This is a genomic window from Sphingorhabdus contaminans, from assembly GCF_007280415.1.
GTDB lineage: Bacteria > Pseudomonadota > Alphaproteobacteria > Sphingomonadales > Sphingomonadaceae > Sphingorhabdus_B > Sphingorhabdus_B contaminans.
Genome location: NZ_VKKU01000001.1, coordinates 412388 through 437699, shown reverse-complemented (window position 1 = coordinate 437699; position 25312 = coordinate 412388). Strand labels below are relative to the sequence as shown.

18 protein-coding genes are annotated in these 25312 nt (G+C 54.6%); 11 read left to right on the top strand and 7 right to left on the bottom strand.

The annotated features are described in order from the left end of the window. Position 1 precedes the first annotated feature (1 nt). Positions 2-1027 (bottom strand): LacI family DNA-binding transcriptional regulator, encoded by a 1026-nt coding sequence (locus tag FOM92_RS02230; protein WP_143775146.1) that lies wholly within the window; start codon positions 1025-1027, stop codon positions 2-4. Between the two features lie 273 nt (positions 1028-1300). Between FOM92_RS02230 and FOM92_RS02225 the strand changes: the two genes are divergently transcribed. The 10 genes from FOM92_RS02225 (at position 1301) to FOM92_RS02180 (ending at position 17316) form a co-directional block, all read left to right on the top strand. Beyond that, positions 1301-4042 carry a TonB-dependent receptor gene (locus tag FOM92_RS02225; RefSeq protein ID WP_143775145.1) on the top strand — a complete coding sequence of 914 codons (2742 nt, stop codon included), beginning with the start codon at positions 1301-1303 and terminating at the stop codon, positions 4040-4042. A 75-nt stretch (positions 4043-4117) separates the two neighbouring features. Further along, a complete protein-coding gene (locus FOM92_RS02220) occupies positions 4118-5641 on the top strand; it encodes a tryptophan halogenase family protein (RefSeq protein WP_143775144.1) in 1524 nt (507 codons plus the stop codon). Next, positions 5638-7440 (top strand): alpha-amylase family glycosyl hydrolase, encoded by a 1803-nt coding sequence (locus FOM92_RS02215; RefSeq protein ID WP_143775143.1) that lies wholly within the window; start codon positions 5638-5640, stop codon positions 7438-7440. Before FOM92_RS02220 ends, FOM92_RS02215 begins: the two co-directional genes overlap by 4 nt. Positions 7441-7463: 23 nt before the next feature. Further along, complete coding sequence (locus tag FOM92_RS02210) at positions 7464-9065, top strand: alpha-amylase family glycosyl hydrolase (protein WP_143775142.1); 1602 nt, start codon at positions 7464-7466, stop codon at positions 9063-9065. Between the two features lie 20 nt (positions 9066-9085). Further along, positions 9086-11146, top strand: coding sequence for a glycoside hydrolase family 97 protein (locus FOM92_RS02205; RefSeq protein ID WP_143775141.1), 2061 nt, complete (start codon positions 9086-9088; stop codon positions 11144-11146). Next, positions 11146-12072: an alpha/beta hydrolase gene (locus FOM92_RS02200; RefSeq protein WP_143775140.1), complete on the top strand. Its 927-nt coding sequence runs from the start codon at positions 11146-11148 to the stop codon at positions 12070-12072. Before FOM92_RS02205 ends, FOM92_RS02200 begins: the two co-directional genes overlap by 1 nt. Beyond that, positions 12072-13580: a tryptophan halogenase family protein gene (locus FOM92_RS02195; protein WP_143775139.1), complete on the top strand. Its 1509-nt coding sequence runs from the start codon at positions 12072-12074 to the stop codon at positions 13578-13580. The genes FOM92_RS02200 and FOM92_RS02195 overlap by 1 nt, the downstream gene beginning before the upstream one ends. Before the next feature lie 72 nt (positions 13581-13652). Next, the gene (gene wecB, locus FOM92_RS02190) at positions 13653-14783 is read left to right on the top strand and encodes a non-hydrolyzing UDP-N-acetylglucosamine 2-epimerase (RefSeq protein WP_211347337.1); all 1131 of its coding nucleotides are present in this window, start codon (positions 13653-13655) and stop codon (positions 14781-14783) included. Further along, positions 14761-16056, top strand: coding sequence for a UDP-N-acetyl-D-mannosamine dehydrogenase (gene wecC, locus FOM92_RS02185; RefSeq protein ID WP_143775138.1), 1296 nt, complete (start codon positions 14761-14763; stop codon positions 16054-16056). The genes wecB and wecC overlap by 23 nt, the downstream gene beginning before the upstream one ends. A gap of 357 nt (positions 16057-16413) precedes the next feature. Further along, positions 16414-17316: a phosphatase PAP2 family protein gene (locus tag FOM92_RS02180; RefSeq protein WP_211347336.1), complete on the top strand. Its 903-nt coding sequence runs from the start codon at positions 16414-16416 to the stop codon at positions 17314-17316. Here the strand turns inward: FOM92_RS02180 and FOM92_RS02175 are convergent. Then, a complete protein-coding gene (locus FOM92_RS02175; RefSeq protein ID WP_143775136.1) occupies positions 17309-18868 on the bottom strand; it encodes a fatty acid--CoA ligase in 1560 nt (519 codons plus the stop codon). The genes FOM92_RS02180 and FOM92_RS02175 overlap by 8 nt on opposite strands. A gap of 134 nt (positions 18869-19002) precedes the next feature. Between FOM92_RS02175 and FOM92_RS02170 the strand changes: the two genes are divergently transcribed. Continuing rightward, positions 19003-20178: a hypothetical protein gene (locus tag FOM92_RS02170; protein WP_143775135.1), complete on the top strand. Its 1176-nt coding sequence runs from the start codon at positions 19003-19005 to the stop codon at positions 20176-20178. A 27-nt stretch (positions 20179-20205) separates the two neighbouring features. Here the strand turns inward: FOM92_RS02170 and FOM92_RS02165 are convergent, their stop codons facing one another. The 5 genes from FOM92_RS02165 to gcvT are packed head-to-tail and all read right to left on the bottom strand — an operon-like array spanning position 20206 to position 25308. Beyond that, positions 20206-20835 (bottom strand): DUF938 domain-containing protein, encoded by a 630-nt coding sequence (locus FOM92_RS02165; protein ID WP_143775134.1) that lies wholly within the window; start codon positions 20833-20835, stop codon positions 20206-20208. Next, entirely contained in the window at positions 20832-22403 is a 1572-nt protein-coding gene (gene gcvPB, locus FOM92_RS02160) for an aminomethyl-transferring glycine dehydrogenase subunit GcvPB (protein ID WP_143775133.1), read from the bottom strand. The genes FOM92_RS02165 and gcvPB overlap by 4 nt, the downstream gene beginning before the upstream one ends. Then, entirely contained in the window at positions 22400-23758 is a 1359-nt protein-coding gene (gene gcvPA / locus FOM92_RS02155; RefSeq protein WP_143775132.1) for an aminomethyl-transferring glycine dehydrogenase subunit GcvPA, read from the bottom strand. The genes gcvPB and gcvPA overlap by 4 nt, the downstream gene beginning before the upstream one ends. 42 nt (positions 23759-23800) lie before the next feature. Beyond that, positions 23801-24172 carry a glycine cleavage system protein GcvH gene (gene gcvH / locus FOM92_RS02150; protein WP_143775131.1) on the bottom strand — a complete coding sequence of 124 codons (372 nt, stop codon included), beginning with the start codon at positions 24170-24172 and terminating at the stop codon, positions 23801-23803. Continuing rightward, complete coding sequence (gene gcvT / locus FOM92_RS02145) at positions 24169-25308, bottom strand: glycine cleavage system aminomethyltransferase GcvT (RefSeq protein WP_143775130.1); 1140 nt, start codon at positions 25306-25308, stop codon at positions 24169-24171. The genes gcvH and gcvT overlap by 4 nt, the downstream gene beginning before the upstream one ends. Positions 25309-25312 lie beyond the last annotated feature (4 nt).

Sequence of the window (25312 nt, the reverse complement as noted above, 5' to 3'; positions counted from 1 at the left end):
CTTAATGCGAACCGCAGGATTGCCGGACGATCAGTTTTGCAGGAAGAACAGCTGTCGGTACCGGTTCGTTGCGGATTTGCTTGAGTACGCCATCTACGAGCGCTTCACCGGCCAACTTGTAATTTTGCTGGATGGTGGTGAGGGGTGGATGGGTCAGACTGGCCGCCGGAATATCGTCAAAACCGACAATGGCGACATCGCGCGGAATATCGATCTTATGTTCGCGCAGGGCTTTCATCGCACCGATGGCAATCGTGTCGCTGGCAGCAAAAATGGCATCAAATTCCTGGCCACTTGAAATCAGGATATTGGCAGCTTCATAGCCGGCCTCTTGCGAATTCAAGGCGTCAATCTGCAACGCGGGGTTTGCAATAATACCCTCCCCCCCTTGCGCTTCGCACGAGCCCCGATAGCGATCCTGAAATTCCGGATAATGGCTACTAGCGTCGCCAATGAAGGCGATTTTCCGGCGGCCGTGCTGCATCAGATGGCGTGCAGCATCAATTCCGCCCCGGAAATTGTCACATCCTATCGTCGTACCCGGCTGGCCCTCCTGGGCAAATCCCCATCTTACGAAATGCGTCCCCTGCTCCACCAGTTGTTCCAGCTTTACGCGGTACAATTCATAGTCGCCATAGCCGAGCAATATGATGCCGTCGGCTTTGCGGCTGTCTTCATAGTCGACATGCCAGTTGGATGAGAGCTGCTGAAACGAAATCAACAGATCATAGCCTCTGTGCGCACATGTGCGCGTGAGTGATCCCAGCATCGACAAAAAGAAGGGATTGATACCGGTTTCATCGGGCGTTGAATCCTCGAAGAACAGCAAGGCCAGCGTACGCGTTTCCTGCAGGCGAAGATTGGAAGCGTTTTTGTCGACCTTATAATTTAGTTGCTGCGCTATCGCTTCAATGCGCTTGCGCGTCTGTTCGGATACCGAAGGACTGCCGCGAAGAGCCCGCGACACGGTTGGCTGCGAAACGCCCGCAAGCTGCGCAATATCAAATGATGTGGCTTTGCCTGCCATTGGCGGTCAGCGCCTTTCCAACTCCTGCTTCCAGTCTTAGACTTACGGCTTGGGCGACGCAATGGGAGCAGGTCCGCTTTTCCGATTCTGTTGCAAATCAGCAACAGCCGCCAATGCATATTCTGAATACGTATGTGGATTTCTGGTCATTCCGCCGTGTCAGGCGCATTTTGTCAGGGTCATACATGCATCCATGCGAGCCTGCGTCTGGATGCGTCAACGTAGCCGGTTACTGTCCGTGAAATTGGACGGGGCCTTTTAGGGGAGTGAATCATGGCCAAGTTCCAGTTTAATTCTGCGCGCCAATTTGCGCATAGTGCGAGCCGCTTTGCACTCGGCACTGCACTTGTTGCGGCTTTTGCTGCACCTGCTTTCGCTCAAGATGCGGCGCCTGCTGAAGAGGAAGAAGATGCGATCATCGTATCGGGCTTCCGCGCTTCACTTGAAAGTGCAGTCAATGAAAAGAAGAACAACGACCAGATCGTCGAATCCATCTCGGCAGAAGACATCGGCAAGCTGCCCGATGCGTCGATCGGTGAATCGATTGCCCGCCTTCCTGGTGTAACGTCGCAGCGTTTGAACGGCCGTTCGAACAATATCTCCATCCGCGGCTTCGGTCCTGACTTTTCGCAAACACTGCTGAACGGTCGCGAACAGACTTCGACCGGTGATAACCGTGCGGTCGAATTCGACCAATATCCTTCGGAAATAGTCAACCAGGTCGTTGTCTACAAATCGCCTACCGCATCGCTTGTTGGCCAAGGTCTTGTCGGCACAATCGACATCCGCACCGTCCGCCCGCTTGACTATGGCAAGTCGGTCCTCGCTGTAGGCGCACGCGGCACTTACGCCGACCTTGGCGCTTTGAACGCCGGTTCGAAAAAATATGGCTATCGCGCCAACGCGACCTTCATCGACCAGTTTGCCGACGATACCATCGGCATCGCACTGTCGGCGTCCTATGTGGATGAGCCCTATCAGCTTCAGGAATTCAATGCTTGGGGTTACAACAGCGTTTCAGGCCCTGTGCAAAATGGAACTGCAACCAATGCTGCCCTGATCGGTGGTTCGAAGTCGTTCGTAACTTCGACACAATTGAAGCGTCTTGGCCTGAACGGTACCCTTCAATATCAGGCATCGGATACTGTCCGCATGACCTTGGACGGTTTCTATTCCAACTTTGAAGACGACCAGTCCAAACGCGGTATTGAGCTACCTCTTGGTTTCTTCGCTTTCGGCACCACCGGGAATCCAGCCGATTTTACCGTGAACAACGGTTTGATCGACTCAGGTATCTTCCGCAACGTACAAGGCGTAGTCCGTAACGACATCTTCCAGCGCAAGGCAGACCTCTATTCGTTCGGCTATAACGCAGAATATGACGGCGAAGACGGCTGGAAAGCGTTCATCGATATCGGATATTCCAAGACTGATCGCAACGAACTGAGCATCGAAAGCTATTCGGGTACCGGATTCGGTCAGGCACTTGGTGCAACCGATACGATCAGCTTCGTTTCCGGTCCGTCCGGCACCGTTTTCGACCCAACGCTCGACTATAGCAATCCCGCGCTCATTCGCCTGACCGACCCACTGGGCTGGGGCGGTGGCGTCGTTCCTCAGGCCGGTTATTACAACAACCGTATCGTGGAAGACGAACTGAAGCAGTATCGTGTCGGTGTTGAGAAGGAAGTCGAAGGCTTCTTCTCTGCGATCAAGTTCGGCTTGAACTATACGGATCGTGGCAAGAGCCTGACTCCGGACGAATTCCTTGTCCGTTTGCGTGGTGGTGCTCTTGAACTCGCGATCCCCACCAATGCCCTACTGCGTCCGACCAATCTCAGCTATCTCGGCCTTGGCCCGATTGTCAGCTATGATGCTCGCGACCTGATTGCAGACGGCACGCTGGTTCTCGACCGTAACCTTTCGCCGGACATCCCGGCCAAGGCATTCCGCGTCACCGAAGATCTGATGACAGCCTATCTGCAGGCTGACATTGAACAGGAGTTGGGCAACGGTACCTTGACCGGTAATATCGGTGTACAGGCTATCCATACCGATCAGGAATCGTCGGGTACGGTTTTTGCCGGCGGTGTTGCACGCTCGGTTCGCGCGGGTGCCAATTATTGGGATATTCTTCCCAGCCTGAACCTCTCGATGCGCTTTGACAGCGATTTCGTCATTCGTTTTGCCGCATCGCGTCAGATCCAACGTCCTCGTCTGGATGACCTGCGCGTCGCGGTCTCCTACGGCATCAACAACAACGCGGCAGACAGCCCCACAGGTTTGGCTCCCTTTATCGACGGCAACGGCGGTAACCCGCAGTTGCGTCCCTATCGCGCCAACGCCTTTGACCTGAACTTCGAAAAATATTTCGGTCAGTCGGGTGTGATTTCGCTCCAGCTGTTCCACAAGGATGTGAAGAGCTATATCGACCGGACCCGCTTCCCGTTCGACTTTGCCGGCTATCCGCTTCCAACGGGTCTGCCGCCGGCAACTCTGATCGGTCGCTTGGAATCGTCATTCAACACCGGCGGCGGCAAGCTCTATGGTGGTGAACTGGCGATTACCCTGCCCTTCAGCAACATCACCGAAGCGCTGGATGGATTTGGCGTTACCGGTGGCGTTGGATACACCAAGACGAAAGTCAAGGATGCCCAAGGCAATGTCGACCAGATTCCCGGCTATTCGAAATGGGTTGCCAACGGCACCGCCTATTTCGAAAAATGGGGCTTCAACGCACGCGGTTCGGTCCGTTACCGTTCGACATTCCTAGGAGATTTCACCGGCTTTGGTGGTTCGCCAACGCGCCGTACCGCCCTTGCTGAACTGATCGTAGATGGACAAATCGGTTACGACTTCCAGGAAGGCAGCGCGCTGCATGGTCTGTCGCTCTACCTGCAGGGCCAAAACCTGACCGACGAACGCTTTGCTTCGGTCGGTGCAGCCCGCAACCAGGTGATCGACTACCAGATTTACGGACGCCGTTTCCTGGCCGGGTTCACCTACAAGTTCTAATGAGCTAATCATGGGCCCCCGCCGCGGAAGGACATCAACCTTACGTGGCGGGGGCCTTTTTTATGAGTGGAGAGCATGGAGAGCGCTCTGAAACAGATCGTGATAGTGGGTGGTGGAACTGCGGGCTGGATGGCTGCGGCAGCTTTCGCCCGCTTTCTGGGCCCAGGCTTTTCCATCCATGTTATCGAGTCCGACGAAATTGGAACCGTCGGCGTTGGCGAGGCAACTATTCCCGCCATCCAGCTCTTCAATCAAAATCTCGGCATTGACGAAAAGGAATTTGTGCGCGCTACGCAAGGTTCCTTCAAGCTCGGCATTGAATTCGCCGACTGGTATGCGCCGGGCAACCGCTATATCCATGCCTTTGGCGCAGTAGGTCGCCCGCTCGGTTTACTACCCTTTCATCACTATTGGTTGCGGCATCATCAGCAAGGTGGAACTTCATCGCTTTGGGATTATTCGCCAACGGCACTTGCGGCAGCCCAGAACCGCTTCAGTCCACCACAGGAAAAGCCAGGCGCGTTGCCGAGTGGCGTTGCCTACGCCTATCATTTTGACGCAGGACTCTATGCAGCATTTTTACGGCGCTATTCCGAAGCCCGGGGTGTCGTTCGAACGGAAGGCAAGATCGTTGGCACAGAACTCAACAGCCAGTCCGGCTTCATCGATGCGGTTACCCTTTCATCAGGCGTAAACATATCGGGTGATCTGTTTATCGACTGCTCCGGTTTTCGTGGCCTACTGATCGAAGAAGCCCTGCATAGCGGCTATGAGGACTGGACAGAATATCTTCCGTGCAACCGCGCACTGGCCGTACCCTGTGCATCTGCAAACCCTTTAACACCCTATACTCGATCCACTGCGCGAGAGGCGGGGTGGCAATGGCGAATTCCGTTGCAGCATCGTATCGGGAACGGTCATGTCTATTGTAGCGACTTTATCGATGACGCCCGGGCGACCGACATATTGATGGAAAACCTCGACGGCGCCCCACTTGCCGAACCGCGCCAACTTCGCTTTGTAACGGGTAAGCGGAGACAGATCTGGAAGAAGAACTGCATAGCCCTTGGCCTTGCCAGCGGGTTTTTGGAACCACTGGAATCGACGAGCATCCATCTAATTCAAAGCGGCATTGCAAAGTTACTGAATTTCTTTCCTTCAGGTCGGCCGGATCAGGCTGATATCGATGCTTTCAATACGCAGATGGATTTCGAATTCCACGCAATCCGGGATTTCATCATTTTGCATTACAAAGCCAACAACCGCGAAGGGGCGTTCTGGACGCATTGCCGCGAGATGGACGTACCCGATAGTCTTGCCGCCAAAATGGAACTGTTCCAAGCCAACGGTCGTATTGTCCGCCACAATGAAGAACTGTTTACCGAGCTGGGATGGCTGCAGGTCATGTGGGGCCAGGGACTGCGGCCTAGGGGTTATCATCCTCTCGCGGATCAGCTGACACCGGCGCAGTTGCAGGAGTTTTTGTCCGTGGCGCACAAACATGCTGACTTTGTAGCCAGCCAGATGGCGCCGCATCAGGATTATATCACCGCACAATGCGCGGCCCCTCCCCTCGAAATGAAGAAAGCCATGCCATGAAGACAAAGGCCCTAATTCTCGCAGCGTCTTTGCTCGCAGCTACCTGCCCACTACCACTGGCGGCGCAATCTTTCCGTGACCGTTTGCCGGAAGATGAAACAATTTATTTCGTGTTGCCGGACCGCTTTGAGAATGGCGACCCCAAAAACGACACTGGAGGCATTAAGGGTGACCGGATGAAGCACGGCTTCGACCCGACTTCCAAGGGTTTTTACCAGGGCGGCGACCTTGCGGGCCTAATCAAGCGGCTCGATTATATCCAGGCGATGGGCGTAACCGCAATCTGGTTTGCGCCGGTTTTCAAGAACAAGCCTGTACAAGGCGGGCCAGGTCAGGAAAGCGCCGGTTATCATGGCTATTGGGTGACTGACTTTACCAGTGTCGACCCACATTTCGGTACCAACGCAGAGTTCAAAGCCTTTGTCGATGCCGCACATAAGCGCGGGATGAAGGTTTATATGGACATCATCGCCAACCATACAGCTGATGTCATCCAGTACAAAGAATGTCCAACCTCTGCTTGCCGTTATCGCAGTCGCGCGGATTTTCCTTATTCCCGCCACGCCTCGGATAGCGCGCCAATCAATGCGGGGTTCGCCGGTGATAGCGTCAAAACCGAAGAGAATTTCTCAAAGCTGACTGACATGAATTTCGCCTATACACCGGTTGTTCCGGAGGCGGAAAAGAACATCAAGGTTCCTGCGTGGCTGAACGATATCCGCTATTACCACAACCGCGGCGACACGACCTTTACCGGCGAAAATTCGACGATGGGCGACTTTGTCGGTCTCGATGATCTCTATACCGAAAATCCGAAAGTTGTTGACGGCTTCATCGACATCTATGGCGCATGGATAGATAATTACGGAATTGATGGCTTCCGCATCGACACAGCGAAGCACGTAAACTCTGAATTCTGGACGAAATTTGCTCCCGCTATGCTTCAGCGTGCGGCTGCGAAAAGAATTCCCAATTTCCATATCTTTGGCGAGGTCGCGACCGGAGACCAAGATACGGCACTGCTTGCCCGCTATACGCGTGAGGCAAAACTCCCCGCCATTCTCGATTTTGCATTTGGCCGCGCGACCGTTGATACCGTTGGCGGGAATGCAGCTACCGAAAAGCTCAACCGGCTAATCGAAGATGATGTTTTATATGAGGGAGGCGCGGAAACGGCCAAGAGATTGCCTACCTTTATTGGCAATCATGACGCCGGACGCTTTGCGATGTTCGTGAAGAGGCAAAATCCTCAGGCCGACGATGCGGAGTTGCTGAAGCGGGTTATCCTCGGCCATGCGCTGATGTTTACGATGCGCGGGGTGCCTACCATATATTCGGGCGACGAACAGGGATTTGTCGGCAAGGGCGGCGACCAAGATTCCCGTCAGCCATTGTTCGCGTCAAAGACAGCGACCTATAATGAAGATCGGCTGCTGGGTACGACCACAACGACAGCCCAGGCAAATTTCAATCAGCAACACCCGATTTATACAACCATCGCAAAACTCGCTAAAATCCGCACAGGCAGCTCTGCCCTGCGGCGCGGCGACACGGTTGTCCGCAACTATGCCGAAGGCCCAGGCCTTTTTGCCTTTAGCCGCATCGACAAGTCGAATGGTGAAGAGGTACTGACCATCGTCAATACTTCCACAAAACAGATCTCGACCAATGTAGAGCTTGACCCGAAAAGCACCATACTCTCTTCGCTACACGGCAACTGCCCTTCCACGCCGCGTGCTCCGGGTACCATCGCTATTGAACTTGCCCCTCTCGATTATATGATCTGTACCGTCAAATGACTGAAATAACGAAATTATTGCACATGACTCAATCTGATCACCCGTGGTGGCGTGGTGCCACCATTTATCAGGTCTATCCCCGCAGTTTTGCCGATTCCAACGGCGATGGCATAGGCGATCTACCCGGCATTACGAGCAAGCTTGATTACATCGCATCGCTCAATGTTGACGCCGTCTGGTTATCGCCCTTTTTTACGTCGCCCATGAAAGACTTCGGTTACGATGTTGCCGACTATTGTGGCGTTGATCCAATTTTCGGAACTCTTGCGGATTTTGATGCGCTGATAGCCAAGGCACATGATCTTGGGCTGAAGATTTTGATTGATCAGGTCTATTCGCATACATCCGATCTGCACGCATGGTTTGCTGAAAGCCGTTCAAACCGATCTAATCCTAAAGCCGACTGGTATGTCTGGGCCGATGCCAATCCCGACGGCACACCGCCCAACAACTGGCAGTCTGTATTTGGCGGACCTGCATGGACCTGGGATGCCCGGCGCGGGCAATATTATATGCACAATTTTTTAAGCAGCCAGCCGCAGATGAACGTGCATAACCCTGACGTACAAGAGGCACTGTTAGGTGTGGCGAAATTCTGGATGGATCGCGGCGTTGATGGATTCCGCGTAGACGCCATAAATTTTGCGATGCACGATCCAGAGTTGAAGGATAATCCCCCTGCCCCGCCGGGAAATGGCGTGCGCACGCGACCTTTCGATTTCCAGTTGAAAATCCACAATCAATCGCATCCGGACATCCCCGCGTTCATTGGCCGTATCCGCAAACTGATGGACCAATATCCCGACCGCTTCACAGTTGCGGAAGTGGGTGGACCAGATCCTGATAAGGAAATGAAGGCATTTACCGCCGGCGATGACCACTTCAACAGCGCCTATGGCTTCAATTTTCTCTATGCCGAAAAACTGACTCCTGCTCTGGTACGTGAAGCACTTGAGGCGTGGCCGGATGACGAGAATGTTGGCTGGCCAAGCTGGGCGTTTTCCAATCACGATGCTCCCCGTTGGATTAGCCGATGGGCCCCAGCTGGCGCGGAAAAGTCCTACGCAGCCATGGTTATGATGTTGTTCGTTTCGCTGCGCGGCAATGTAATCATCTGGCAAGGCGAGGAACTTGCCCTGACGCAAGTGGATATTCCATTTGACAAGCTTCAGGATCCGGAAGCTATCGCGAACTGGCCGCTCACGCTCAGCCGGGACGGAACACGCACGCCCATGCCTTGGGTGGCAGCAGACAAACAATGCGGGTTCAGTAAAGGCGAGCCCTGGCTTCCCCTTGGCACCGACCATCGCGACCTTGCCGTCGATCGGGCGGAAGCGGATCCGCATTCGATGTTGAACCTCACGCGCAAGCTTGTGGCATTTCGTAACGCCAATGAAGCAATGCTCGTAGGCAATCTGAATATCGTTGAGGCACGATCAAATCTGCTCATCTTTGAACGGATTAGCGAAAACCAGCATCTAATATGTGCATTCAATATGGGTGACGACAGCATTGCCTGGCAACCGACCCAGCCCGACAGGTGGCGAATGGTCAAATCCGTCAATGATGCACGCCTAGGTACGCTGCCGGCCTACGCCGCCCAAATTCTAGAAAAAATAGCATGATCGCGAAGAGGAGACGCAACATGGACAAGAAAAATTCAAAGCCGAAAATTGTCCGGAGCGTTGTGGCGCTGGGTGGCGCTTTGCTCGCGGCAGCATCGGTACAGGGGGCGCCTCTTGCTAGCGCATCGTCCCCCGATGGCACCGTGAAGGTTGAAGTTTCAATCGATGGGGATGGCCGCGCAGCCTATGCTGTAACGCGCAAGGGCAAACCGATACTTGCACCGTCAAAGCTCGGTTTTCTGCTGACCGACGCGGTCAAGATCGACCGCCGTTTATCCGTCACCGGACAGGAAGTGCGCGATTTCGACGAAAACTGGACGCAACCATGGGGTGAATGGAAAACAATCCGCAACCGCTATCGTGAACTTAAGGTACATTTCAAAGAGACGACGGCTCTTGCACGCGTTTTTACCGTTACGTTTCGCCTTTATGAAGACGGTGTCGGTTTCCGTTACGAATTTCCCGAACAGCCTAATATGGCGGAAACCAATATTGCCGACGAACTAACGGAATTTGTGTTTGCCAGCGATGGAACCGCGTGGTGGAAGCCGGCATTTTTGTGGAACCGGGAGGAATATCTTTATAATAAGACACCTCTGTCCGCCGTGAGCAATGCAGACACGCCAATCACTATCAAACTGGCCGATGGCACGCATGTGGCACTGCATGAAGCCGCACTCGTCGATTATTCAGGTATGGCAGTATCGCGCACAGAGGGCACAACGCTACGTGCCGCGCTGCACCCTGGCGCCGGGGCACCGAAAGTGCAGAAAAAAGGTGCCTGGACGACACCGTGGCGTACGCTGATTATCGCCGATGACGCAGCCGGCGTCTATCATAGCCATCTCATGCTCAACTTGAATGAACCGAACAAACTTGGCGATGTCAGTTGGATCAAACCTGGCAAATTCGCGGGTGTGTGGTGGAACATGATTAAAGGCGAATGGAGCTGGGCACGTGGTCCGAAGCACGGCGCGACAAATGAAAATGTGAAACGCTATATCGACTTCGCGGCAGCCAACAAAATCCCTCATCTGCTTGTCGAAGGCTGGAATGTGGGTTGGGATGGTGACTGGTTCGGCAATGGACACGATATGGATTTTGCGCAACCAACCGAGGATTTTGATGTCGACATGCTGGTTGCATACGGCAAGAAAAAGGGCGTGCGCCTGATCGGCCACCATGAAACCGGCGGTGCGGCGACGCATTATGAAAAGCAGTTCGACAAAGCTTTCAAATTTGCGGCAGACCATAATTACATGGTCGTCAAAACGGGGTATGTAACCGACGCGGCTCAGATGGAACGCGAAGATCCTGACGGTAAAAAATACCGCGAATGGCATCAAGGCCAATGGATGGTGAACCATCAATTGCGTGTCGTCGAGGCAGCAGCAAAATACAAAATCGGAATTGACAGCCATGAACCGGTAAAGGGAACCGGCTTGCACCGCACCTATCCAAACTGGGTTGCCCGTGAAGGGATGCGCGGCATGGAGTATAACGCGTGGCCCGGCAAAAACCCGCCTGAACATGAGGCCAATGTCGTGTTTACGCGAATGCTGGAAGGACCCATGGATTTCACGCCTGGCATTCTAAGCCTCAAAGGTAGTGACGACAGCGATCTGCTGTCCACCATTGCTAAACAACTGGCTCTTTACGTTGTAATCTATTCACCCGTGCAGATGGTCGCGGATACTCCGGAAAATTATGCCAAATATCCTGAACCTATGAAGTTTATTCGGGATGTACCTACCGACTGGCAGGACACTCGTGTCCTCAACGCTGAAATCGGCGATTATGTCACGATAGCACGGAAAGAACGCGACGGTGAGAATTGGTATGTAGGCGCGGTAGGTGATGAGCAGGAACGTACAGTGTCCTTTAAACTGGACTTTTTGACGCCCGGCAAAAGCTATGTCGCAGAAATATACCGTGATGGGGACGATGCGGACTACCGCACGAAAAAACGCCATTCGATTGTGATTGAGAATAAAAAACTGACTAGCGCTGACACGCTCACAATGCGTCTGGCGCCAGGAGGCGGCTTTGCGATCCGTCTGGTAGCGGCGGAGGGTAAGTGATGGATCGGCGCAACCTATTAAAGATTAGTGTTGCAGCAGGGCTTTTTGCGCTTGTGCCGCAAGGCGCATCTGGTCAGGCAAACGGACGTTTTGTCGATCTCCGACCGGTGCCCTCTAGGGTACTGGCGCCGACCAAAGTGGTGATTTGGCTTCCCCCTGGCTATGACAATTCGCGAGAACGCTATGGTGTTGTGTATATGCACGACGGTCAAAATCTTTTTGATCCCAAAAGGTCCAATTTCAACAAAGTATGGGCCGCCGACAAATCAGCATTGCGCTTGATTGCCGCTAAAAAGACAAAGCCGTTTATCATTGTAGGAATAGATCAACCCGGCATTGACCGTGGACGACAGTATTTCCCAAAGCCAATGCTAGATTTTGTATCCCCGGCAGTGCGGCAGAAACTACAAAAGCAAAGCAATAATCAACCGGTTATTTCCGACGAATATCTCAAATTTATCGTCACCGAGTTGAAGCCACGTATAGACGCCGAATACCGGACAAAGACTGATCGCAAGCATACGGCAATTGCCGGTTCGAGCATGGGCGGACTGATTTCGCTGTATGCAATCACTCGATATCCCCACATATTTGGCCATGCCGGTGCGGTGTCGACACATTTGCCTTTGGGGGACCCCAATTGGAGCGCGGAAGAGCGAAATGACATATTCTTAGGATGGCGCCGCTTTGTGAAGGAAGAACTCGGCAGACCGGCCGGACGGCGGATCTGGTTTGATCACGGCACCGAAACGCTAGATGCTTTTTATCAGCCTTACCAGGAAAATCTGGATGCAGCGCTGATGGCGACGGGTTGGAAAAAAGGCCGGGATTTTTCAAGTAAGGTTTATGTGGGCACCCCGCATGAAGAAAATGCTTGGGCCGCACGGCTTGACGACGTCTTCAGCTGGATGCTTCAACGCTGGTAATGACATCTGATCGCAAACACTTCGTTGTCCTTGGGGGCGGCACAGCGGGTTGGATGGCCGCCTGCCTGCTCGCGCATCACTGGCCGCATCATCGCATTTCAGTGGTCGAATCTCCTGACATCGGGATTATCGGTGTTGGCGAAGGCTCTACTCCCCAGCTTAAGGCTTTCTTTGACACCCTAGGCATTGCCGAGGCTGAATGGATGCCTAAGTGCAACGCCACTTACAAAGCAGGCATCCGTTTTTTCGGCTGGTCCGAAAGACCGGGCTTTGAAAGTTACTTTCATCCATTCCACACGCAGATCGATCTGTTCACAGAACCGCAGTTTGCTTTCCATACCCGCGCACGACGAACGGGCCGCAATGTATGGGCGCATCCCGACCGATTTTTTCTGCCTGCTTCCATAGCAGCTAATGGACGTGCGCCATTGGCCCCTCCCAATTTTCCATTCGCGATCGGTTACGGCTATCATTTTGATGCTGTTCTTGTTGGCAAAATGCTGCGGGAACATGCGACCAGTCGATTGAATGTCCAGCATCTGGAATATACTGTCACGCACGTGCAGCTCGATAATGCTGGCAATGTAGAATCACTGCAAACAAAGGATGGCGCAGTCATCAGCGGCGACTTTTTCGTCGATTGCAGCGGGTTTCGTGGTACGATTATTCAGGAAACGTTTGGGGAGCCTTTCCTTCCCTTCGCAGAAAATCTTTTCAATAATGCCGCCGTTGCGATGCCTTCCCCCAATGAGGAGGGCGATATCCTCAGCGAAACGCGTGCGACGGCACTATCGACAGGCTGGGCTTGGCGTATTCCGCTGACGAACCGCGTCGGTAATGGTTATGTCTATTCATCTCGATATATCGACAAGGATGACGCCGAAACGGAGCTGCGTGCACATCTCGGTATGCTCGATAGCGAAGTCGAAGCGCGCCACCTCAAGATGAATGTAGGCCGCGTCCAACGCAGTTGGGTCAGGAACTGCCTCGCAGTCGGATTATCACAGGGCTTTATAGAGCCGCTAGAAGCTACGGCACTTCATATTGTGCAAGCAACGGTCGAGGGGTTTATCCGTGCTTATGAGAATGGCGGTGAAACGGAATCCGGCGCGACACAGTTTAACCGGAGCCTTAATGAACGCTATGACGGAATTCGCGACTATATTGTTGCGCATTATCGTATGAACCAACGTTCCGATACGGAATATTGGCGCGACAATGCTCTAAACGGGAATCTCTCAGACAATTTGAAGACCATTATGACTGCCTGGTATTCAGGAGGCGACTTGAATGAGGTGATCCAGAATCTCAACATTGCTCAATTCTACACTTCTCTTTCCTGGCACTGTCTTTTGGCCGGTTACGGCACTTTCCCTCTGGATGAAAAGCTTGTTGCATCAACAGATGGTTTGCCTCTGGCGGATATGGACGACATCGATCGATACATATCGGGGTGCCTTCAGAATTTCCCTTCGCATCGCGCCGCGCTTAAGAATTTATCATCGTGATTTCGTGACTTTTTAACAACTTGTCCTTTAATGATAGCGTTATTTAATCGGATAAGGTCGCAGGAAATAACGATGTACAAGAATATGGTGATATTCGGCACACGCCCCGAAGCCATAAAGTTATTTCCGGTTATCAATGCTTTAAAGCAACAAAGTAAAATGCAGTGCGAAGTACTTGTTTCCGCACAGCATCGTGAAATGCTGGATCAGGTTCTCAGCATCACCGGCATCATCCCGGACCACGATCTCGATATCATGCAGCCGGGACAATCTTTGGACGCGTTGACAGCGCGACTCTTAGAGGGGATCGGCCAAGTTCTGGACCGGTCCAAACCGAATCGCGTTATCGTGCAAGGCGATACTGCGACCGCTATGGTAGGCGCTCTCACCGCCTACTATCGGCAGATACCGGTAAGCCATGTCGAAGCTGGACTTCGCAGTTACGACATCTACCAACCTTGGCCTGAGGAAGTGAACCGCAAGATAATCGGGGCGATCGCAGACCAGCATTTTGCGCCTACCGAGGTATCCGCCGGGGCATTAACGGCGGAAGCCGTGCCTGCTGACCGCGTCTATGTGACGGGGAATACAGTGATTGATGCCTTGCACTGGATAACCGATCGTATCGCACACCGACCGGAACTTGCCGGTAATTTAACCACGTTAGAATCACGTTTCGCAGGTAAGAAAATCATTGGCATCACTACCCATCGCCGCGAAAATTTCGGGGACGGAATGGAAAGTATCGCCTCTGCTATAAAAACCATAGCGGCACGTGACGATGTGGCATGCATATTCCCTGTTCATCTCAATCCAAACGTACGAGTAGTAATGGACAAAATGTTAGGCGACGAACCCAATGTCGCGATGATCGAACCATTGGACTATCCGCATTTCGCCCGCCTACTCTCGATAAGCCACATCATGCTCACCGACAGCGGCGGCGTGCAGGAAGAGGCTCCTGCCCTTGGTAAGCCTGTCTTGGTGATGCGCGACACCACAGAACGGCCCGAGGGTGTCACAGCCGGTACCGCCAAACTCATCGGCACCGACAAAAATCGCATAGTTTCCGAAATTTTCACTCTTTTGGACGATGATACCGCTTATTCGGCGATGGCCCGCGCGCACAATCCCTTCGGGGATGGCAAGGCCAGCCAGCGCATAGCGGAGATCATTTGGAATGCTAGTCGACAAAAAACCTGACGTTTGCGTGCTGGGCCTTGGCTATATCGGCCTGCCGACAGCTGCCGTTATTGCTCGATCAGGATGCCATGTTGTCGGCGTAGACGTAAACCCGCATGTGGTAGACACAATCAATCGCGGTGAAATCCATATAGAAGAAGTTGATCTTGACGGTCTTGTGCAAGGGGTCGTTGCACGAAAAATGCTTCGTGCTTCGTTGATGGTGGAACCTTCTGATGTTTTCGTCATCGCAGTTCCCACGCCTTTTGACGAAAATCATGCGCCCGACATTACTTACGTGTTGAATGCCGCCACCAATATCGCCGCAGTGTTGAAATCCGGTGATACCATCATTCTGGAATCCACATCTCCGGTTGGAACCACAGATAAGGTACGCGACCTTATAGCTAATCTGCGACCGGATCTGAAAATACCGGGTATCGCCAAAGATACTCCGGACATTTCCATCGCCTATTGTCCGGAACGGGTTTTGCCAGGACGTATACTAGAAGAGTTAACTAATAACGATCGTTCAATCGGCGGAATTACGCCGCGATGCGCCCGAAAAGCGCTGACTTTTTACAAGAGGTTTGTTCGTGGCGAGTGCATTACAACCGATGCTCGTTCCGCTGAGATGACAAAACTCGTCGAAAATGCATTCCGCGATGTGAACATTGCTTTTGCCAACGAATTGTCGATTGTGGCCGATCATATGGGCCTTAATGTGTGGGAGGTTATCAGACTTGCGAACCGTCATCCTCGCGTCAATATACTGCATCCGGGACCCGGCGTGGGTGGGCATTGTATTGCTGTTGATCCCTGGTTCATCGTTCACAGCGCGCCTGACCACAGCCCCCTGATCCGAACCGCTCGTAACGTCAACGACGGAAAGGTGGACCACGTAATCCGGCGTGCAACAGATATGATCATAGCGAACCCTACCGCGAAAATTGGTTGCATGGGACTGGCATTTAAAGCGAATATCGATGACTTCCGGGAAAGCCCCGCCATGAAAGTTGCCGCCGAACTCGCCCAGCGCTTTGGCCAGCGAGTGCAGATCGTAGAACCGTATGCGTCGATCTTGCCGAAAGAGTTTGATGGCACAGGAGCACGTCTGATCGATATCGACACAGCCCTGCTGGAATGCGATATGCTCATTACGCTTGTCGATCACGATGCCTTCAAAGCAATCCCGCTTGCGGAACGGGCGGACAAAATTGTGTATGACGTGCGCGGTATCTGGCACGATCAGCCAGGCCAGGTTCAGCATCGGCAGTTGCGTCTGGTCGGGTAAACGGCATTTTTCCGAACCAGCTTTGGCCCCGGCCAACTTTCACCATTTGTTAACCGTATCTTTACGGGCGGGCTCTAACAGAAAGCTGGATCAGGAGTACCAAGAATGGCGACGGCCCTTGTCGAAGAACAATCGAAACGTGCAACCCTAATCCGGTTCAAAGGTGACGACCGGGAATTGCTTTGGCTCGTCCCTCTGTTTGCCATGTTCTTAATATTGGTCGTGACGGCCGAGATACTGTCTTATTTGAATGGTACATCGGCTATAGGTATGATTGCAGGATATGGCGGTAAAGCTTTGCGGTTACTCCCATTTGTGGCGTCCATCGGCATATTGTGCCAATTTGCGATAGCGATAGTGCGCGATTACCGGACGGCAGTTGATCAAGTTATCGACCAGTGGCGTGCTGCTCTACTTAATCCCTATCTATTTGCAGCGCGTGTTGCGCCAATCATTATGATGCCTTTCTTTTTTGCATCGTTCAGCGTGCTCAAAATGTTGATGCCACGTTACGTGCCTTTCTGGCTCGACGAGCCGTTCGCGCGCATGGATCAGTTTCTTTTCTTTGGATACCATCCCTGGCAGTTAACGCACGCCGTCTTCACCTCGCCTGAATCGACCGTTACCCTTGATCTGTTCTATTCTGTTTGGGTCATTTTACTGTCGGTCGCGATAGCCGGGTTCGCATTGTTTGCCCCTCGCCAGGAGCGCGCACGCTTTTTCCTCTCGTTCGGCGGTGCATGGTTTTTTCTTGGCTTTATCGGTGCATGGCTCGGATCTTCGGCCGGCCCATGCTTTCTGGCCAATCTGAATTCTCCCCTTGCTCCAGAATTTGCGGGTTTGATGGAACGTCTGCATGCGGCAAGCAATTCAATGGACACCGTTGCACAGGCCGTCGAATGGCAGGAAATGCTTTGGAGTGGATATGAAAACCAGACCTATCGCTTTGGCATGGGCATCTCGGCAATGCCGTCCCTACACAATGCAATCGCCGTTCTTTACGTTTTCTTGGCGTTTCGGTTTGGCAAGTTAATCGGCTGGGTAGCAACCGCTTATGCCGTGATCATCTTTATCGGCTCAATCCATCTCGGCTGGCATTATGCGGTCGACGGCATCTTCTCGGCCATTGGAATGTGGGGAATCTGGAAACTGGCAAATTGGTGGTGCGTCGCTTCCGGTTATGATGCGGCAATTCCAAGAGAAGGATCGGCCTTAGACAGCACTGTTTCCATGGACTTCAGAAAAGGATCGATCAGTTAACCTGACGATCTCGGCCTTCCCAATAGGGTGCGCGCAAATCCTTTCGAAGTATTTTGCCCGATGCGTTTCGCGGTAGTGCGGGAATGACGTCGACACTCCGCGGCACTTTGAATCCGGCGATCCGTTCGCGCGCCCATGCGATCACACTTTCCGGCTTAACCTCGCATCCCGGTTTTGGCACGCAGACGGCTTTCACAGCCTCACCCCATTTTTCATCGGGAACGCCGATGACAGCAACCTCCAACACATCGGGGTGACCGAAAATAGCGCTTTCGACTTCAGCCGGGTATACATTTTCACCACCTGAAATGATCATGTCCTTCACCCGGTCATGGATGAATAAATAGCCATCTTCATCGAGATAGCCTGCGTCACCCGTTTTAATCCATCCGCCTTGTGCCATCGTGCCTTTGGTAGCTTCAGGCAGATTCCAATATCCAATCATATTATTTGAAGAACGCGTCCAGATTTCGCCAACCTCCCCCACCGGCAGATCGTTATGGTTTCCATCCACAATACGGATTTCAACACCGGGCAAAGGCTTACCCGCTGACCGCATACGCGCATTCCCGTTGGGGTCGTGATCCTCCGGCGGGAGCATTACAATCGTACCGGTGGTTTCAGTCATACCATAAACCTGAATAAATTCTGCTCCAAACACTGCGATACTTTGGCGTAGAAGTTCCAACGGCATCGGCGCCGCACCATAAAGAATATAGCGCAAACGGCTGTAATCGACCGATGTGCAACGGGGATGCTGCAACATGATGTGCAGTGCAGCCGGCACCACAAAAAGGCGGGTGACTCCCCTTTTTTCTATGGCGTCAAATACGCCGTCGGGTGTAAATTCAGGCAAGATCAGTGCCGGCAATCCCGACGCGATGGCCATAATGCCCAAGCCCGTTCCCCCAATATGGGCGCAAGGCATGGCGACGAGTACTACTTCGTCCGGATCCCAACGGGTATAGGCAAGGTCAAGGTCGGCACTATTCTTTCGCAGCGCGAACAGGTTGCGATTGGAAAGAACCGCTCCTTTGGGATGCCCTGTCGTCCCGGAAGTGTATAGCTGTAGCACGGCATCATCCGGCCCGGAGGCATCAAAGGTCGATCGCGTAGCCTCTGCGATTTGCTGGCGAGCCTCCTGTTCACCGACGAAACGTTCCACAAGCGGAACCGAATCCGCTAGTGTCTTTTCTATAAGAGTGAACTCCTCGCCAGTGAACACCATCCGAGCTTGGGTGTCGTTTACAATGTAAGCCCATTCCGAGGGAGCGAGCCTCCATCCAACTGGAACCGTTACAATTCCCGCGCGTGCAGCGCCATAGAACAGGCTGAAATACAGATCGCTATTCTTGCCGATCCACACAATGCGATCACCCTTTTTCAATCCGGCACTGAGCAGCATAGTTGCAATTTTGGCTGTGGCTTCCTCAAGACCCGAATATGTTTGTGCTCTATCCGCTTCCATCAAAGCAACGCCATCTGGCTTTTCAGCCGCCCAATAGTTCAGGAAATCATCAAACGTCAGAATATCCGTCGTTGGGTCACCCATGTGCAAACCTCTCCATCAGCGCGGGCCTGCTATTGGCAGAGGCCTCGATGCGGTTTGTCGAGAGATATTGGCTGTGTGTCAATGTCCCGACTAACATCTGCGTGAAACAGTTTTGAATCTGGGGAAATTTGAACATGAATTTGCGCCGTCCTACGCTCTTGTTTGTACTTTTGGCCGGGATCAGCTTTCCCGCGGTGGCGCAGAATGATGATAAGCGCGAGATTGTGGTGACGGCGCGGTCGTTGAAGGACACGGAGAATGACCTGAAAGCCTGCCTCGCCCGCGGTTGCCCGCCTGACGAGGATATCAAGGCCACGCTGGCGCATGCCGAAAACCAGTTTGTCGAGGGCGACTATCGCAACGCGCGGGAAACGCTGGCGAAATCACTGGGCCGCAACCGCAAGCATAAGGGCCAATATCCCATCGAAGTGTCCGACCTGCTGCGCGCCAATGGCAATGTGGCGATCCATCTCGGCGAGGCGGACATCTACCGCCTGTCCGTCCTCGACATGCGCGACACGTTGAAAAGCGCGCTCAAGCCCGATGACTATCGCGTATTCGGCGCCGAAATCGAGGTTGCCGATTCGCGCATGAAGCTCGGCTATTATGACGAGGCGAGCGACAAATATCTGCAGCTTGAAAAGCAGGCCCTCGCCAAAAACCTGCCGCAAGTGGCCGCAATCGCGCGTCTGCGTGACCTGTCGTTACGCGTGCAGCGCGCCGAAACCGAAAAAACCGAATTTCGCAAGAAAGAGGCCGTGGAAGCAATTGACGAATTTTTACTCCAGCCACGAAAAGACGCCGAGCAGTTCAAGATCGTCGCCGAAGTCCTGAAGTCCCGGATGGACCGGAACAACGGCAACAGCGAAACCACCGACAAGCTGATCGCCCGCTATGCCGCGCTCGGCGGAACCGACCGTCCTTTGCTGCTGCATTCGAAACCCATTGAAATGAACGAGGCCCAGGCCGCCCGCGCCGCAGCAGGTGGCAGTGACCTCAACCGCATCGGCACGCAGGTTGTCGAAAAGCGCTGGGTCGATATCGGTTTCTGGATCGGTGCCGACGGCAAGGTTGACGAGCCCGAAATCCTGCGCAGCCAGGGCGACACCAAATGGACCGACGTCGTGCTCAAATCGATCAAGACGCGCATCTATGCACCGCTGAAAGCCGAGAAAGACGGCACATCGCCCGGCATCTACGCGATCGAGCGTTACTCGCTCACCGCGCAATATGAGGATGATGTCACCGGAACCCGCATCCGTCAGCGGTCCCCCGTGGCCAAGATCGAACGCATCGACCTGACCAGCTGAGCAGACCGCGCGGCCCTGAGATACGCGTCAGGCCCGGAACAGCAGCGACAGGTTATTTGCGGGCATCTCGATAATCTGGTCGAGATGCAGGGCGTGGAGCGATGCTTCCTGCGCGACATCTTCGACGTGGCGCAGGCCCCATTGGCTGTTCCGGCTTTTCAGGTTGCGGTCAAACTCTTCATTGCTGGGTGCGGTGGGCCGGTTTTGCTGGCGAAACGGTCCGTATAGATAGAGCAATCCGCCTTTGGGCAACAGGCGGCCTGCGTTCCGCATCAGCCCCCGCGTCGCGTCCCACGGGCTGATGTGCACCATGTTGATGCACAAAATGGCCGATATATCCCGCACGGGCCAGTCGGCCACCGCATCGACCTCGACCGGTGGCCGCAGGTTGTCGGCACCGGATTCGGCGCGCCATGCCGCAATCGATGCAAGCGCCAACGGATCGCTGTCGCTGGGCTGCCACAGCAGATCCGGGAATTGCGCCGCGAAATGGACAATATGCTCGCCCGTTCCGCTGGCGATTTCCAGCACCGTTCCATGCGCGGGCAAACATCCCTTCAGCACATGGGTGATTGCATCCCGATTGCGTTCGGTGGCGGGGGCAGTGCGCTTCGCCTCCGCCGACGGTTCGAACACAAAGGGTTTGGGATCGCTCATTCGGCGGCAACGGCCTCTTCGGGTTCGCGCCACACCAGCAACGGTTTTCTGGCAGCCAGCGTTTCGTCGAGGCGGCGGCGCGGCGCGTGGTGCGGTGCGGATTTGAGCGACGGATCGCCCGCTTTCGCCCGCTGCACAACAGACCGCATGGCCCCGATAAACTGGTCAAGAGTTGCTTTGCTTTCCGTTTCCGTCGGCTCGATCAGCATCGCGCCATGGACGACCAGCGGGAAATAGACCGTCATCGGGTGATAGCCTTCGTCAATCAGACCCTTGGCAATGTCGAGTGTCGTAAAGCCTTCGGCCAGACCATTGTCGCTAAACAGCGCCTCGTGCATGCACGGTCCGCTATGCGCAAAGGGCGCATCCATCGTGCCTTCCAGACTGCGCAGGATGTAATTGGCGTTGAGCACCGCATCCTCGGCAACCTGACGCAGGCCGTCGGCACCATGCGACATGATGTAGGACAGCGCACGGGTGAACATGCCCATCTGCCCGTGGAAAGCCGTCATCCGTCCAAAGCTGTGCGGATGCCGTTCGCCGACCGTTTCTTCCTCAACCAGCGAATAACGGCCATCGGCATGGCGTTCGGTAAAGGGCAATGGTCCATAGGGCGACAGCGCCTCTGACAAGACCACCGGGCCGGAACCCGGGCCGCCGCCGCCATGCGGGGTCGAAAATGTCTTGTGCAGATTGATGTGCATGGCGTCGATACCCAAATCGCCCGGGCGCACGCGTCCGACAATGGCGTTGAAATTCGCACCATCGCAATAGACATAACCGCCGGCCGCATGGACCGCATCGGAAATGGCTTTCATATCCCGTTCGAACAGGCCGCAGGTATTGGGGTTTGTAATCATGACCCCGGCGACATCCGGACCAAGCCGTGCCTTCAATGCGTCGAGATCGACACGACCTTCGGATGTGGCGGGAATATTTTCGACAGAGAAACCGGCAAAGGCTGCGGTGGCCGGATTGGTACCATGCGCGCTTTCGGGCACCAGAATGACGCTGCGCGGATCGCCGCGGGCCTCAAGAGCGGCCTTGATTGCCAATATGCCGCACAATTCCCCATGGGCACCGGCCTTTGGCGTCATCGCAACGCCGTGCATGCCCGTCAGTTCGATCAGCCAGACCGCCAGTTCATTGATAACGGCCAGCGCACCCTGCACCGTTTCGACGGGTTGCAGGGGATGGACATCGGCAAAACCGGCCATCCGCGCGACCTTCTCGTTCAGGCGGGGGTTATGCTTCATCGTGCAGCTTCCCAGCGGGAAAAAGCCCAGATCGATGGCATAATTTTGGCGGCTGAGGCGCGTATAGTGACGGACCGCTTCCGGTTCGGAAAGACCGGGCAATCCGATTGTGCGATGCCGTTCCAAACCGCCAAGGCGAGTTGCAACGGTGCCCACTTCCGGCAAATCTACACCGGTCGTATCGGTTGTGCCGATCTCGAAAATCAGTGCCTCTTCCAGCATCAATGCGCGATTGCCGGTAAAGGTTGCAGGCTTGGCATCGCCCGATGGGCCCATTTCGGGCTTCCAGCCGCTTTGATTGAGTGCGCTCATGACAAAATCTCCTGCAAGGCGGTCGCAAAGGTTTCGATGTCTTCCACCGATGCCGTTTCCGTCACCGCCACAACCAGTCCCTTTTCCAGTTCGGATACATTGGGATAGAGGCGACCGAGCGACACACCCCCCAACACTTTCTTATCTGCCAACGCCCGGACAACCGGCCGTGCTTCCCTCGGCAGACGTAATGTGAATTCGTTGAAGAAACTGTCGTTGACCAATTCCACGCCGGGAACCCGGGCTAGCCGGTCAGCCGCCTGTACCGCCAGCGCATGATTGGCCTGTGCCAAACCGCGCAGCCCCTTTTCACCCAGCAACGTCATATGGATACTGAAGGCCAGCGCACAAAGTCCTGAATTTGTGCAAATATTGGACGTCGCCTTTTCACGCCGGATATGCTGTTCGCGGGTCGACAGGGTCAAGACGAAACCGCGCTTTCCTTCGGCGTCAACCGTTTCGCCGCACAGCCGCCCCGGCATCTGCCGGACGAATTTTTCCTTGCAGGCAAACAGTCCGACATAAGGTCCGCCAAATTGCAGACCGACCCCGAGGGACTGCCCCTCGCCCACCACAATATCCGCACCCATTTCGCCCGGTGCCCGGATTGCACCCAGTGCCACAGGTTCGGTCACGACCGCGATCAGCAGCGCGCCATGTTCATGCGCCTTGGCTGCAATTGCCGACAGATCTTCGATGCGGCCCAGAATATCGGGATATTGAACGACAACACAGCTTGTTTCGCCATCTATCGCGTCCAGCAGCCGCGCGCTGTCCGTCGTGGCGGACAGGCTGGGCAACGCGGTATCGAGATGGTCACCTGTATATTTTGCCATGGTGCGGGCAACGCTGACATAATGGGGATGCAGGCCCGACGACAATATCGCCTTCTTCCGCTTCGTGATCCGTCCCGCCATGCCAATGGCTTCCCAGCATGCCGTGGAACCGTCATACATGGACGCGTTGGCAACATCGCATCCGAACAGACGCGCGACCTGGGTCTGGAATTCGAACAGCATCTGCAAGGTGCCTTGCGCGATTTCCGGCTGGTATGGCGTATAGGCGGTCAGGAATTCGCCGCGCTGGATGATATGGTCGACCGATGCCGGCACATGATGCTTATAGGCACCGCATCCCAGAAAGAAGGGATGATGGGATGCGGCCATATTCCGGCGCGCAAGGTCGGAAAAATGCCGCTCGACGACCATTTCGCTTGCATGGTTCGGCAAACCGGCAATCGGCCCGGCCAACTGGGCTTCTGCGGGAACATCGACGAACAGGTCGTCAATGGATTTCGCACCGATGGCCGCCAACATGGCGTGCCGGTCGGGTGTGGTGAGTGGGAGATAACGCATGCAATCTTGTCCTTCTTCGCAATTCCGGATGCGGGATTGCGCTTACAATGCTTCGACAAATGCCTTGTAGGCATCCGCGTCCATCAGGCTGTCGAGTTCGCCCGTGTCGCTCAGCGTCAGTTTGAAAAACCAGCCGTCACCTTCGGGATCGCTGTTCACAAGGGAGGGATCGCCTTCCAACGCATCATTGCCTTCGGTCACGGTGCCGCTGACCGGCGCGTAGACGTCCGATGCCGCCTTGACCGATTCCACCACGGCTGCATCGCCGCCTTTTTTCAGCACCGTGTCGGGTGCAGGAACTTCGGCAAATACGATGTCGCCCAACTGGCTTTGTGCGTAATCGGTAATACCGACGGTGGCGCTGTCGCCATCGACGTCAATCCATTCATGATCCTCGGTATAGTAACGTGTCATTGGGCAGCTCCTCTGCGATGATAGTGATGGGGTATGAAAGGCATGGCCGCGACGGTCAGACCGACCCGCTTACCGCGAACCTCGGCCTCCAAAGCGGTACCGACGGCGATATGTGCCTGGGCAACATAACCCATGGCAATGGGGGCACCGACGCTGGGCGCAAATCCGCCGGATGTAACTGTTCCCACCTGGCGATCCTGGGCGAAAATCGGCGCGCCTTCGCGCACCGGCATTTTTCCGTCGACCGTAAAACCGACCAGTTTCTGGGCAGGACCATCTGTCAGGGACTTCAATATCCGCTCTGCCCCGTGAAATCCGCCTTCCGCACGGCGGCGCTTTGAAATCGCGAAGGAAGCATTGGCTTCCACCGGATCCAGTTGCGGGTTCATGTCATGCCCGTAAAGCGGAAGCCCCGCCTCCAGCCGCAGGGAATCGCGGGCACCAAGGCCAATCGGCTTGACCTCTGGCTGCGCGCACAGGGCATCGGCAAGGGCCTTTGCATGAGCCGCGGGCACGGAAATTTCGAACCCGTCTTCGCCGGTATAGCCCGACCGGCTGATCCACAGCGGTTCGGGATCGGTTTTTGGCCCCCAGAAGAAAGAGCCTGCCTCCATGAAGAAAAGCGCGTCAACGCCCGGCACAACGCGCTTTAGCGCATCGACCGCCTTCGGCCCCTGCAATGCCAGAAGCGCGCGATCATCCATGTGATTGATGGTGATGTCATCGGCCAGATGTTCCCGCAGGAAACCGATATCGTCCCATTTCACGGCGCCGTTGACGACCACATAGAGTCCCATCGGCGTTGCGGTGACCATCAGGTCATCCAGAATGCCGCCATCTTCATCCAGCAGCAGCGAATAGCGCATGCGCCCTTCCTTCAGGGCCGAGATGTCGCCGGGAACAAGCTTTTCCAAAGCTTCCGCGACACCCTCGCCGGACAGCATCAACTGCCCCATATGGCTGACATCAAAAAGGCCCGCGGATTCACGCGTCCACAGATGCTCGGCCATGATGCCTTCATATTGAATGGGCATGTGATAACCGGCAAATTCAACCATGCGGGCACCGCGCGCGCGATGCCAGTCACCCAGCGGCAATTCCAATATTTCAATGGGTTCTAATTCTTCGTCGCTCATATCA